Here is a 13018-nt window from a genome sequence, read left to right as displayed (position 1 = left end):
GTGTCTGCATGGGCCACAGGGTAGGGGCGCGATCTTGGAAAGAGCTGAGGAAGCCGGTGTGGTGTCGTTACGCTCGACTCGGACCGTCTGGAAGGGGTTGACGAATGGGACACGTCGAGCACACCGCGACCGGGTTGGCGCCGGTCGATTTCGCGTTCGACTATGTCGAGGACTATCGCAACGTTCCGAAATGGATGTTCGGAATCAAGCATTTCACTCCCTTGACCGAACAGACCACCGGAGTCGGCGCGCGCTTCGACACCGCTCTGCACCTCGGCCCGACCACGCTGCACCTGCATGCCGAGGTGATCGAATTCGTGCCGCACCAGATGATTACGCTGCGCGCGGTCAAGGGTATCGAGGGCACCATCCGCTGGACCTTCGCACCCATCGACGAGCGGTCGATGACGATCGGCGCGATCGCCGACTACCGGGTGCCCGGCGGGCTGGCCGGGCGCGCACTCGACCGCATCATCCAGGCGTTCATCGGGCCTGCCATCCGGCACACCGAAAAGAACCTGCGTCAGCAGATCGAATCCGCTTACGCCACGGCGAAGGAACGCGGCTGATCCGGACCGGCCCGCCACCCCGCATGGAAATCGCCATGCGTTGCCCGCCATCCGCGGGCAACCGGCGGCGCGCTACGACCCGATGACGGCGTTCATGATGGTGCCCGCGCTGGTGGCCACCACGCCACCGATCATCGCGCCCGCCACCATCTTCGGGGATTCGAGGCCGCCGCCGGTCCACTTCTCCCAGGCGAAGCGGCCGCCGGCGTAGATGATTCCGCAGATTCCCGACAGCAGAACGAACCAGGTCAGGTAGCGGACGAGTTGGAGGAACTTGTCGGACACCGGGGGCGCCTGAGGCGTTGGATTGCCGATCTGCGCCAGCAGGATGTCGTGGGCGGTGGCGAGGATCATCGTGTGCTGCTCATTCCGGATTCGGGACGGGGTTCATTCGCTTATCGAATGGTATCGGTTTGCCAATTGTGACGCAGTCGCCTTGGTACGCAACAACAGAGCTTACCGGCCCTTGCCCGAGTTGCCGAAGCTCTGGATCATTGGTGGTGGCGGGTGTCCGGCCACCCGCGAGGCCGGGCGCGGCAACGGATTCCGCCCGTTCCGCACCGCCCGGGGATGAGTCGACCTACCCTTACCCGTATCCTCGACAACGGTCGAATTCACCGGTGGCCGAACGACTTTCGCCAGTTCTCCGGCAGACTCGACGGTAGGTGGCAGTAGCAGGAGAGGGAGCAGACGGTGAGCATCATCTTGACGTCGATCGGGGACACCTTTACGACGCTTGCGCAGATCGGCAACCCGACTCCGCAGGCGCCGCCGCTAGCGGACAAGTTGACCCAGATGGTTCGCTACTTCACCTGGTTCGCGATTGCCTCCGGCGCCGTCAGCATCATTTACGCGGGCGGACGGTTCGCCTGGGAGAAGTGGAGCGGCGGCGCGCTGCAATCGCCGAAGATGGTGGCGGGTGCGATGATCGGCGGTGTGGTGGCCACCAGCGCGGGCACCATCATGAATTCGCTGATAGGTAGTTGACCCCGCCCTGCGCGATGCGCTCTACCCTCCCTGATCTTCGAATCGGCTGTCAACAGGGGAGAATCGGTGAACGACAACGGCGTTTCGCGCAGGGTGTTCGGGCTCGCCCGATATCGACGGTCGCGGGGCCGGTGGCGTGCGGCGAATCTTCGGACAACTCGACCGCTGCCACCGGTACGCCCGGCCGGGCTCGATCGTCATCGACGTTTATGTTTCCGGACGCGGTGCGCAACCCGAGTAGTGTTCGTCCGCAAGGAAAGTCGCGAACCGACCGGTCGGTCTTAATCGAAGCTTAGTCGTCGCCGTCCCATGACCAGCGTGGCACCGCGCGAAGCGGATGCAACTCCGCATCGGTTCTGGCATGCGAATTCTGCTGTGCCACTTTGGAACCGAACTCGACATGGGAGCGAACCGCGGTGCGGAAGGCGGCACTGTCGAAAAGGCCCGCCGCCTCGAAGGTCTCCAGGTACAGCTCGACGAAGCGCTCCCGCTGTTCGTCGGTGATGGCCAGGCCGCGGTGCGCCGCGATGAGGTGGTCGAAACCCAGCCGCTCGGTGAATCTGCCGGGGCCGCCGAAGGATTCGGCGGTGAACCAGGTGAGGTGCTCGACGTGGTCCGGTCTGCGCTCGGTGAACAGGGTCTTGAGGATCGGGTCGGTGAGCACCTTCTCGTAGAAGGCGGCCTCCACCCGGTGCAGCACCGCATCGCCGCCGACGTGCTCGTAGAGACTGGGCATGGCGTTACCTCCGTGCGGAAGTGGGGCGGTGGCACCTATTAGAAGCCTTTCCAGGTCCGGCGTCCATGGGCGTCGAGGGCAATAGCAGGATCCAGTTGGTAAACGGGTTTTAGTAAATCGTGTTCACGAATCGGCGATCCGTGGTTTGATCTCCTTCTAGAACGTGTTCCACACAGTGACGTGTGATCCGCGAGGCGAGTTGACATCGCCGCGGATCGATAGGAGTTAGCCGTGACCGTGACCACGCCGGCACTTCCCGCTGGATTCGACTTCACCGACCCGAACCTGCTCGCCACCCGGCTGCCCGTTCGCGAATTCGCCGAACTGCGCCGCACCGCACCGGTCTGGTGGTGCGCCCAGCCCGACCGCGCGAGCGGCTTCGACGACGGCGGCTACTGGGTGGTGTCGAAACTCGAGCACATCAAAGAGATCTCGAAGAATCCGGAGGTGTTCTCCGCGCAGCGCAACACCGCGATCATCCGGTTCAACGAGGAGACCACCCGCGAACAGATCGACATGCTCGGCAATATGCTGCTGATCAATCTGGACCCGCCCAAGCACACCAAGATCCGCCGCATCATCTCCAAGGGTTTCACCCCGCGCGCGGTGGAGAGCCTGCGCGCCGCGCTCACCGAACGCGCCGCCCGGATCGTGCACGAGGCCAAGAAATCCGGCAGCGGCGACTTCGTCGAACAGGTCGCCTGCGAACTGCCGCTGCAGGCCATCGCGGAACTCATCGGGGTGCCGCAGGCCGATCGCCGGAAGATCTTCGACTGGTCGAATCAGATGATCTCCTACGACGATCCGGAATTCGAGGGCGACCACCACGCCGCGACCGCGGAGGTGATGGGGTACGCCTGGAATATGGCGGAGCAGCGGCGACGCTGTCCGGCCGACGATATCGTCACCCAGCTGGTCAACGCGGATATCGACGGTGAGCACCTCGGATCGGACGAGTTCGCGTTCTTCGTCATCCTGCTCTCGGTGGCGGGCAATGAAACCACCCGCAATTCGATCACCCACGGCATGAAGGCCTTCGTCGACCATCCCGAGCAGTGGGAGCTGTACAAGGCGCAGCGCCCGCGCACCGCACCCGACGAAATCGTGCGCTGGGCGACGCCGGTCACCGCGTTCCAGCGCACCGCGACCAGGGATACCGTCATCGGCGGACAGGCCGTCGCGGCGGGGCAGCGGGTCGGATTGTTCTACAGCTCGGCGAATTTCGACGAGGACGCCTTCGACGATCCGTTCACTTTCGACGTGCTGCGCAATCCGAATCCGCACGTCGGATTCGGCGGCACCGGAACGCACTACTGCGTCGGCGCGAATCTGGCCAGACTGCAGATCGACCTGATGTTCAACGCCATCGCCGACACCATGCCGAACCTGCGCCAGGTCGCGGATCCGGTGCGGTTGCGCTCGGGTTGGCTCAACGGCATCAAGCGATGGGATGTCGAATACGTTTGAATCGAGTCGTGAACGCCAGACCACGGGGCCGCGCGCCGGTTGTGCGCGAGGCCGATATCCGGCGCGTCGCCCGCGACCTGCTGACCGAACGCGGGCCCGCCGCGGTGACGCTGCGGGCCATCGCCCGTGAACTCGGGGTCACCGCGCCCGCGCTGTACCGGTACTACCGGTCGCTCGACGATCTGATGGAACGGCTGCGCCGGGAATTCTGCGCCGACCTCGCGGCGGAGCTGTCCGCCGAGATCGCCTGCCTCCCCGAGGACGGCGCGGTGCGATTCTTCGCCATCTGCAAGGGTTTCCGGCGCTGGGCGCTCGCGCACCGCAGGGAGTACACCCTCGTATTCGCCTCGCCCGGCGCGGGCTCGGACACCATGCGCCGGTTCGGCGAACCCTTCGGCCTGGTCTTCCTGGCCGCGGCCGGCCGCCTGCTGGCCACCCGCGAGATCATCACGCCGCCAACGGATGTCATACCGCCGGAGCTGCGCGACGACCTGACCCGTTTCCAAACCGAGCTGCTGGCAATGCTTTCCGAATCCGGGCAGAAGTTCCCTGCCGAAAAGCTGGACCTGGGCGTCACATATCTGATGATCCAGATCTGGGCGCGGCTGTACGGGCACGTGACCCTCGAGGTGTTCGGCAATTACCCGATCCCACTGGCGAATCCGGAGATCCTGTTCGATGCGATGCTGGCCGAGTTGGGGCGCGCCGTCGGATTGTCGGCGAACCCTGACGATCCGGTCGATGGGCAGCGGGGTCGTTCTCGGACCGAGCCGAGCTGATCGCGGGTCGCCGGGTGGGTCGATGCGGCCGCGTGCTGACCCGAGGTCGGCCGAGGTGACCGCTGGCTGAGCCGGTTCGGTCGTGGGCTGAGCCGATTTGGCCGTGGTGGAGTGGATTCGGCCGTGGGATTTGCCGATTCGGCCGTGCGGCTGGGCCGGGTGCGGCCATCCGGCTGTGGCTGCGTTCGGCGGGCACGGAACACGCCGTGGTGACCGAGTGCCGGGTGGTGACGACGGCGGGTGGCTACCCTCTGCTGCATGGGGCGGATCCTGCTCACCACCTCCTGCGCCGCGGTCGCGGTGCTGGCGGTCGCGTGCGGCGGCAAAGATTCGGCGGGCGGGACCGGGACGCCGACCACGGCCGCCACCAGCTCGGCCGGTACCGGTACCCCTGACACGAAACTGCCGCTGTGCGGCGATGTCGTGGCCCCGCCGGATTCACCGCCGGACTGCAGGCTCACCTCCACCGACAGCGCCGGTGAATCGTTCACGGTGCACCACACCACCGAGAACGGTCAAGCCACGGTGACCATTCAGGTGATCGGGCGGGACGGTGCGCGTAGGCAGACCATCGTCGAGCACGACAATCGGATCGTCGGCCAACCCGTGCTCCGCGATCTCGACGCCGACGGGCGCGACGAGCTGGTGGTGCCGCTGTCCCAGGGCGTGGTGAACTCCCGCTTCGTCATCTATCACGCCACCGACGGCGATCCGGAGTTCGTCAACTCGGGGGAGCTGTTCGGTCTCGGCCCGGAACGGACGCCGAGCGGGTATGTCGCGATCGAGGCCAGAGATGGTGCGGCACAATGGGATATCGATTTCGCGACCTTCCAGGGCGCTCAGCTGCGTCGTGTGGTCACCGCGCGGGTCGACCTGAGCAAGGACGCCGCCGGAAAGGTCTCGGGCGCCTGTACGGTCGCCGACGCCGGTGGCCTCGCCGCCACCGGGCTGACACCGGACGAGGCCACCAAGCGGTTCTGTGCCGAGCCGATGGTGTTGCGGCACTTGCCATCCTGAGTTCTCAGATCCGGGCGCCCTTGGCGCGGTTGCAGGATCGGCACAGGATCTGCAGATTGCTCGCGCTGGTCGCGCCGCCGCGGCTGAGCGGGATGATGTGGTCGAATTCGAGGTAGTGGCCGTCGCCGCATTCGACGCATTTGCCGCCGTCGCGTTGCCACACTTCGGCTTTCACCTCCTGCGGGATGCTGCGGGTGTCCAGTTGGCGCGGGGTGAGCACCAGCCGTTTGGCCACCCGGAGCGCGCCCTCCAACGCGGCGGCGACATAGTCGGGGTCACCGACCTCGAAGGTGGCTCCGCCGCGCGCCGAGGTGGCCCCGAGCACAACGGTATTGGCCTCGGCATGTACCGAAACGATTCGGGACCAAGGGATTTCGGTGCCGGTACCGGCACCGACGAAGCGCAGCTTCTTATTGCTCGCCAGCAGGCGGCCCTCGGTGAACTTCGGCCCGCGGGCCAACTGCCGGACGTGGACGGCGGGCAGATCCAGGTGCACCTTCTCCTCCGGATCCAGGTGCAGGCCGCGGGTGCGCACCTGCGGCAGCTCGCCGCCGCGCAGCCGGGACAGCGTGCGGCCCCGGTGCATTCGCCTGCGCAGCTCCTCGATCTGCGGCCCGCACAGGCCCAATTCGGCGATCGCGTGCTCGAAGGTGTCCAGCTCCGCCTGTTCGATCTCGCCATCCGCGAACGCGAAGGTCACCAGGCGCTCCACATAGGTGAGTCCCATATCGCGCAACGTGTTACGGCCCGCGTCCGCCGAAATCCGCTGGTAGCGCAGCGAGGCCCACAGTTCCGCCCATTCGGGCCCGCGGGTGCCGGAGCCGGTCAGCACCCGCCAGGCACGGGAATGCCAGTGGGTCAGGAACTCCTCGATCTCCGCCGCGCAGCGCTGGCACGGCGCGGTGCCACCGAACAGCTTGCGCCGCAACGGGTTACCGCACCTTGCGCAGCTCCCCGGGCGCAGTGGCGGGGGAGTGAAGGTCGATCCGGTCCATTCCGTGCCATCCCACCAGCGCAGTCCGGGCCGCCCCTCCGGATCCGGATGCCAGTCCGCCAGTTCGGGATTCGGCGGCGGCGCGGGCGGTATCTCGATCGTGCGCCGATCCAGTTCGACCCGCCGGACCGGCTCGTCGACCCGCACGCCGAATTCGGTGACCAACCCGGCGAGGCCGTTGTCCCAGCCCTGTGCGACGGCACGGAAGCGCCACCCGCCGTCGCGCCGGTAGAACTCGCCGAACACCATCGCCGTCACCGGATCGGGCGCATCGATCTCGAAGGTCAGCGCGGGACCGTCGGCATCGTGCACGGTGACGGCCAAACCCGCGAGATCGCCGAAGGTTCCGTTGTCCACCGAGCCGGCGACGACGATTCGCTCGACATCGGATTCGGTGCGCGGCAGCGAGACGCTCAGCCGGGCGGTGCGCGGCGCGGGTTCCTGGTCCAGCGTCACCGCCTGCGAGATGTGCCGGGGCGCGTTGTAGAACACCAGATCCCGGTCGGCGCGCACCCGGCCCGAACCGTCGAGCAGCAGCGCGTTCGCATCGATGACCGGTCCGGACCGCCATGAAACAACCACGGCGAGAAGCGATGTCGGGACCGGTGCGTTGGCGCCTTTGCTGAGTTTCATCGTCCTCGAACTATGCCACGCGCCTCCGACACACCGATCGCGGCGGCGTGTTTGTTCGGCGATCCGTGCGATTACCGGGCGGCGGCCGCGCGATAGGTGGCCGCGGCCTTGAGCACCATCTCGCGGTACTCGTCCTCGGCGTCGGAATCGAGCACGATGGCACCGCCCGCGCCGATCCGCCAGCGCCCGGCGTAGCGCACCGCGGTGCGGATGACGATATTGAGGTCGGCGGTGCCGCCGAGCCCGAGGAATCCGATGGTGCCCGAATAGATCCCGCGCGCTTCGGTTTCCAGCTCGTCGATGATCTCCATGGTGCGCAGCTTCGGCGCGCCGGTCATCGAGCCGCCGGGGAAGCAGGCGCGCAGCAGATCGACCGCGTCCACGTCGCGGCGCAGGGTGCCGCGGACCGTCGAAACCAATTGGTGCATGGTCGCGTACGCCTCGGTGGCCATCAGCTTCGGCACGTGCACGCTGCCGATCCGGCAGACCCGCCCGAGGTCGTTGCGCAGCAGGTCGACGATCATCAGGTTCTCGGCCCTGGTCTTGGGGCTGTCGGCGAGTTCGCGCCGTAGTCGCTCGTCCTCGTCCGGGGTCGCGCCGCGCGGCGCGGTGCCCTTGATCGGTTTGCTCTCCACCGTTCGGGCCCGGTCCACCTTGAGGAAGCGTTCCGGTGACGAGCAGGCGATGTCGAGGTCGGCGAAGCGCAGATACGCCGCGTAGGGCGCCGGATTACAGCGGCGCAGCGCGCGGTAGAAGGTGAGTCCGTCGGAGTCGATATCGGTGACGGCGCTGTCGGAGATGGTGATCTCATACGATTCACCCGCCCGTAATCGCCGCTGGCACACCGTGATATCGGCGAGGTAGCGCTGCTTGCCCCGGGTGAGCAGGGCCGCGACCTCGCCGGGATCGGTGACCGCCGCGAGTTCGGGCGGATTCGCCCATGTGGGCAGCGATTCCAGGATCTCCCTGGTGTCGCGCAGCCAATCCGCCCCCGCCCGAACGGCATCCGGCGCCGGCTCGGTGAGGGCGAGCAGGTGGGTCCGGCGGGCGACGTGGTCGACGACGACCAGCCGGTCCGCGAAGATCCACTGCGCATCCGGTGTCGGCGCGCGGTGTGCGGCCCGGGCCCCGCAGTCGGCCTTCACCTCGTAGCCGAGGTATCCGACGTATCCGCCCGCGAAATCGAATGGCAGTTCCGGTATTTCGGCGCGCCGCAGGCGCAGTTGGGCACCCAGGTAGTCCAGGATGCCGCCCTCGACGGTGCGCCGGTGGCCGTCCGCGGACTCCACCACCACCGCGCCGTCGCCGACCCGGTACCGCACCACCTCCGCGCCAGGACCACTGGCGTCGCCGAGGAAGGAGAACCGGTCGAGGCCGGGTTCGACGTATTCGCTGTCGAGCCAGTACGCCGTCGGCGAATCCCCGTACAGCCGAACGAAAGCCGCCTCGGTATCGACGGCCCGCTCGATCACCTCGTGGCCGACGGTCCACGGTCGCTCGAATCGCGCACTGTCGCGGGCGGTTTCGACCGGACGCCGGGCAGGCGCGCCGAGCACCGCGTAGCTTTCCTGCCGCGCGACCCGGTTCGGCTGCGCGGCGGTGAGTTTCGCGAAGTTCCGCAACAGTGCCGCACCGTATTCGCTGGCGACGGATTCGGGATGGAACTGCACCCCCCACTGCGGCCGGTGCCGGTGCCGCACGCCCATGATCACCCCGTCGGCCGCCTCGGCGGTTATCTCCAGACAGTCCGGCAGCGGGCGCAGCGCGGCCAGCGAGTGGTAGCGCACCACGGTGAAATCCTGTGGCAGCCCCTCGAACAGATCGATTCCGTCATGCTCGACCGTCTCCAGATATCCGTGCCGCGGCACCGGCGCCGGACCGACCCGGCCGCCCGCGGCGACCACGATGCCCTGATGCCCCAGGCATACCCCGAGCAACGGCAGCTCGGACTCCCGGATCACCGCCGCGGAGATCCCGATATCGCGCCGCACGTCCGGCCGCCCGGGACCCGGTGAGATCACCACATTGTCGAACCGCGCCAGCTCCAACCGCTCGACCGAGCTCGCCTCGTCGTTGCGCACCACGGTCGGCTCGACGCCGTTCACCTCGCTGATCAGCTGATACAGGTTGTAGGTGAACGAGTCGTAATTGTCGATGAGCAACGTGCGCATGGTGCCCGCAGCGTACACCCAGGTCCGTGCCGGAAACTGTGGTCACCCGACATCAGTTTGGGAAGGCGGTGGTGCAGAATGTTGGGCATGTCTACTTCGCAACCGGTCGACGTCGACCAGGCCGTCGTCGATTTCGCCGCCGTCGGTCGGTGGATGGATGAGCAGGGCCTGCCAGCGGGCGAATTCGAGCGGGTGATCGCGCTCGGCGGCGGCACCCAGAACGTCATGTTGCGCTTCACCAGGGGCGGCCGCGACTATGTGCTGCGCCGCGGCCCGAAACACCTGCGCGCCAAGAGCAATGACGTCATCGGACGCGAGGCCAAGGTGCTCGGTGCGCTCACCGGAACCGATGTGCTCGCGCCGCGGGTGATCGCGGCCTGCCTCGACGAATCGGTCATCGGCGCGGTCTTCTACCTGATGGAACCCATCAACGGCTTCAACCCGCAGAACGAACTGCCCGAGTTGTACGCGTCGGATCCCGAGGCGCGCAGGCAGATGGGTCTGTCCGCGGTCGAGGCCATCGCCCGGCTCGGCGCGGTCGACTACTCGGCCATCGGCCTCGCCGATTTCGGTAAGCCGGAGGGTTTCCTGGAACGTCAGGTCCCGCGCTGGCTCGGCGAGCTGGAGTCGTACTCCGCCAACGCCGGATATCCGGGCCCGGAGATTCCCGGCGTACAACGGGTCGGCGAATGGCTCGATCGAAACCGGCCCGCCACATGGACGCCCGGCATCCTGCACGGCGACTGCCACCTGGCCAACATCCTCTTCTCCTATGACGAGCCGAAGGTGCTCGCGCTGGTCGACTGGGAGATGTCGACAATCGGCGATCCGCTGCTCGACCTCGGCTGGCAGATCGCGACTCGGCCGGAACCCGGCACCACCGGATCCGCGCTGATCGGCACGCTCGGCCCGGCGGGCGGGCTGCCGACGCCCGCGGAGATGGTCGCGCACTACGGCAAGTTCTCCGATCGCGATCTCAGCTCGATCACCTGGTACACCGTGCTCGCCTGCTTCAAGCTCGGAATCGTCTTGGAGGGCACGCACGCTCGCGCGTTCGCGGGCAAGGCGCCCAAGCAGGTCGGCGATTTCCTGCACGCGATCACGCTGGAGCTCTTCGAGCAGGCCCATCGTCTGATGGAGTGACCGGATCTCGCCGAATTCTGGCGTGATATCTATCGCCGATCAGATGCTGCCACGGATATCTTCGGCGGCATGCCGATCGTTCCCGATACGAAGAACTGGACCTGGGTGCTCGAACGGGTCTGTCCCGAATGCGGTTTCGACGCGGGCGCCACCGCGTACGAGGCCGTGCCCGAGCTGACCCGCGATGTCGCGCGCCGCTTCGCGACGGTGCTGCGTCGTCCCGACGCCGCCGTGCGCCCCGACGAATCCACTTGGTCGGCCCTGGAATACGGCGCGCATGTGCGTGACGTGTGCCGTCTCTTCGATCAACGGCTCGCTTTGATGCTGGCGGGCACCCCCGGCGGCGCGGTCCCGAAGTTCGCGAACTGGGATCAGGACGAGACCGCGATCGCCGACGGCTACGCCACCCAGGATCCGGCCGTGGTGTCGGCCGACCTGTCCGCGGCCGCCGAAATCGTCGCGCACTCCTTCGAATCGGTGCCCGCCGCCGAGCGTGCCAAGCAGGGCGCCCGCAGCGATGGCGCGACCTTCACGGTGGACTCCTTCGCCCGCTACTTCATCCACGACCTGGTGCATCACGCATACGACGTCAAAGGATGAGATTTCTGGAACGCGTTCAAGACGGTAGGTGAGTGGTACAGCTGAATTTTTGACGCAGTACTAGAACGCGTTCCACTTTTCTCGTAGTGTGGGTGCAGTCACATATAAGCACGTGCATGCGAGAGGGCCGACGGGAATGAAGACGAAGGGCGCGATCCTGTGGGGGATCGATCAGGAATGGTCGGTCGAGGAGATCGAGGTCGGTGATCCGGTCGCGGGCGAGGTGCAGATCCAGTTGGAGACCGCCGGAATGTGCCACTCCGACCACCACATCGTGACAGGTGCGACCCCGATGCCCGCCTTCCCGGTGATGGGAGGCCACGAGGGCGCGGGCGTGATCACCAAACTCGGCCCGAACGTGCCGTCGGACCTACAGGTCGGCGATCATGTGGTGCTGTCGTTCATACCCGCCTGCGGACGCTGTCCGGCCTGCGTCGCCGGACATATGGCGCTGTGCGATCTGGGGATGGGGCTGCTGTCCGGCCTCGCCGTCAGCGACGGCACCTACCGGATCCAGGCGCGCGGCCAGAACGTCATCCCGATGTGCCTGCTCGGCACCTTCTCGCCCTATATGACCGTGCACCACACCTCCGTCGTGAAGATCGACCCCACCGTCCCGTTCGAGGTGGCCTGCCTCGTCGGCTGCGGCGTCCCAACGGGTTTCGGCTCGTCGACGCATGTGGCCAATGTGATGCCCGGCGATACCGTCGTCGTCGCGGGCATCGGCGGCGTCGGGATGAGCGCGCTGCAGGGCGCGGTGCTGTCCGGCGCGGAGAAGGTCGTCGCGATCGATCCGAATCCGTGGAAACGTGAGCAGGCGCAGAAATTCGGCGCGACCCACACCTATCCGTCGATGGCCGAGGCGATCGTGCCGCTGATGGACGCCACCGAGGGCCGGATGGCGGAGAAGGTCATCCTCACCATGGGTGAGATGCACGGCGATTACATCGAGGAGGGCCTGCTGCTCACCGCCAAGGCGGGCACTCTCGTCGTCACCTCGATGGGACGGATGGACGCCTTCGACGTGAAGATGAACAGCTTCCTGCTCTCGATGCTGCAGAAGACCGTCAAGGGCTGTATCTTCGGCGGCGGCAATGCGCGCCTTGACATTCCGCGCCTGCTGCGCATGTACAAGGCGGGCCAGCTGAACCTCGACGATATGGTCACCCGCTCCTACCGCCTGGAGGACATCAACCAGGGCTACCGGGACATGCTGGACGGCAAGAACATTCGCGGCATCATCAAGTACACCGACGCCGACCGGTCCTGAAGCTCTTCGGAAAGCCGCCGTTCCCGGTGTGGCCGCGACGGTCGGGAGTCGTTCACCGCGTACGACTCTCGCCGCGTCGGCGTCCACACCGGGGCCTGAGTCGAGTCAGTGCGCGGTGGTGGCGCCGGTGATGTTCAGGTCGACGCACGAGTAGAAGGCGTTCGCGGTATCGGCGATGTTCCAGATGCCGATCAGCTTCTGCCGTCCGGTGAAGTTGCCGAGATCCACGGTGTGGGTGACGGTTTCGGGGGGCTGACTGTCGTTGCCGTCCTCGACGGCGACGCGGGTGTCGCCGATCCAGTACTCCCAGTTCAGCGTCCGGTGCCGGGCGGTGAAGGTCCAGGTGAAGGTTATCGAGTTGCCGGTCTGGTAGACCTGCCAGGGTTTGCTGTCGTCGTCCAGGTCGGCCCAGCGTGGATCGCCCGCGCTGCAGTTGAGTTGCCCTTTCGGTCCCTCGACGCTCTGTGGCTCCCATTTGATTGGGCCGCAAGGCAATTGGTCTTGAGCGCACTGCGCTTGACGACTGGCGGGCGAGGAGATGTAGCCGTGTGCGCTGGCCGTGGCCGCGGGGAGGATGGCGACGATGAACGGGGCGATACCGACGGCACCGACAAAGGACAGGATGCGGTGACGAAACATGTTCTATTCCTGA

General features: G+C 66.6%; 13 protein-coding genes. 8 read left to right on the top strand and 5 right to left on the bottom strand.

Features of this window, described 5'->3' with window-relative positions:
- The first annotated feature begins 104 nt into the window (after window positions 1–104).
- Window positions 105–569, top strand: coding sequence for an SRPBCC family protein (locus LGY53_RS23530; RefSeq protein WP_225728850.1), 465 nt, complete (start codon window positions 105–107; stop codon window positions 567–569).
- A gap of 72 nt (window positions 570–641) precedes the next feature.
- On the opposite strand, the gene LGY53_RS23525 is transcribed toward LGY53_RS23530, so the two are convergent.
- Complete coding sequence (locus tag LGY53_RS23525) at window positions 642–923, bottom strand: hypothetical protein (protein WP_167473604.1); 282 nt, start codon at window positions 921–923, stop codon at window positions 642–644.
- A gap of 339 nt (window positions 924–1262) precedes the next feature.
- Here LGY53_RS23525 and LGY53_RS23520 point away from each other — a divergent pair, with 339 nt between their 5' ends.
- A complete protein-coding gene (locus LGY53_RS23520) occupies window positions 1263–1556 on the top strand; it encodes a hypothetical protein (RefSeq protein ID WP_167473605.1) in 294 nt (97 codons plus the stop codon).
- 292 nt (window positions 1557–1848) lie between these two features.
- Here the strand turns inward: LGY53_RS23520 and LGY53_RS23515 are convergent, their stop codons facing one another.
- Window positions 1849–2292, bottom strand: a complete 444-nt coding sequence (locus LGY53_RS23515) for a hypothetical protein (protein ID WP_225728849.1) — start codon at window positions 2290–2292, stop codon at window positions 1849–1851.
- A gap of 237 nt (window positions 2293–2529) precedes the next feature.
- Between LGY53_RS23515 and LGY53_RS23510 the strand changes: the two genes are divergently transcribed.
- From LGY53_RS23510 to LGY53_RS23500, 3 genes are all read left to right on the top strand, one after another.
- The gene (locus LGY53_RS23510) at window positions 2530–3759 is read left to right on the top strand and encodes a cytochrome P450 (protein WP_225728899.1); all 1230 of its coding nucleotides are present in this window, start codon (window positions 2530–2532) and stop codon (window positions 3757–3759) included.
- Between the two features lie 8 nt (window positions 3760–3767).
- Complete coding sequence (locus tag LGY53_RS23505) at window positions 3768–4538, top strand: TetR/AcrR family transcriptional regulator (protein WP_225728848.1); 771 nt, start codon at window positions 3768–3770, stop codon at window positions 4536–4538.
- A gap of 258 nt (window positions 4539–4796) precedes the next feature.
- On the top strand, window positions 4797–5555 hold the full coding sequence (locus LGY53_RS23500) for a hypothetical protein (RefSeq protein WP_225728847.1): 759 nt from the start codon (window positions 4797–4799) through the stop codon (window positions 5553–5555).
- A gap of 4 nt (window positions 5556–5559) precedes the next feature.
- Here the strand turns inward: LGY53_RS23500 and LGY53_RS23495 are convergent, their stop codons facing one another.
- The gene (locus tag LGY53_RS23495; RefSeq protein ID WP_225728846.1) at window positions 5560–7182 is read right to left on the bottom strand and encodes a TerD family protein; all 1623 of its coding nucleotides are present in this window, start codon (window positions 7180–7182) and stop codon (window positions 5560–5562) included.
- A gap of 71 nt (window positions 7183–7253) precedes the next feature.
- The gene (gene pabB, locus LGY53_RS23490) at window positions 7254–9353 is read right to left on the bottom strand and encodes an aminodeoxychorismate synthase component I (protein WP_225728845.1); all 2100 of its coding nucleotides are present in this window, start codon (window positions 9351–9353) and stop codon (window positions 7254–7256) included.
- A gap of 78 nt (window positions 9354–9431) precedes the next feature.
- On the opposite strand from pabB, the gene LGY53_RS23485 reads away from it, so the two are divergent.
- The 3 genes from LGY53_RS23485 to LGY53_RS23475 all read left to right on the top strand — a co-directional run bounded on the left by LGY53_RS23485 (window position 9432) and on the right by LGY53_RS23475 (window position 12366).
- Entirely contained in the window at window positions 9432–10496 is a 1065-nt protein-coding gene (locus LGY53_RS23485; protein WP_225728844.1) for a phosphotransferase family protein, read from the top strand.
- A 69-nt stretch (window positions 10497–10565) separates the two neighbouring features.
- Window positions 10566–11096: a DinB family protein gene (locus LGY53_RS23480; protein ID WP_225728843.1), complete on the top strand. Its 531-nt coding sequence runs from the start codon at window positions 10566–10568 to the stop codon at window positions 11094–11096.
- A gap of 136 nt (window positions 11097–11232) precedes the next feature.
- Window positions 11233–12366, top strand: a complete 1134-nt coding sequence (locus tag LGY53_RS23475) for an NDMA-dependent alcohol dehydrogenase (RefSeq protein ID WP_225728842.1) — start codon at window positions 11233–11235, stop codon at window positions 12364–12366.
- A gap of 105 nt (window positions 12367–12471) precedes the next feature.
- Here LGY53_RS23475 and LGY53_RS23470 read toward each other — a convergent pair whose 3' ends face one another.
- Window positions 12472–13005, bottom strand: coding sequence for a lytic polysaccharide monooxygenase auxiliary activity family 9 protein (locus LGY53_RS23470; RefSeq protein WP_225728841.1), 534 nt, complete (start codon window positions 13003–13005; stop codon window positions 12472–12474).
- Window positions 13006–13018: the final 13 nt, after the last annotated feature.

Origin of the sequence: Nocardia sp. JCM 34519.1, assembly GCF_020361265.1 — a bacterium.
GTDB classification, from domain to species: domain Bacteria; phylum Actinomycetota; class Actinomycetes; order Mycobacteriales; family Mycobacteriaceae; genus Nocardia; species Nocardia arthritidis_A.
The sequence above is the reverse complement of the archived record's forward strand: the minus strand, read 5'-3'. Positions and strand labels throughout refer to the sequence as shown.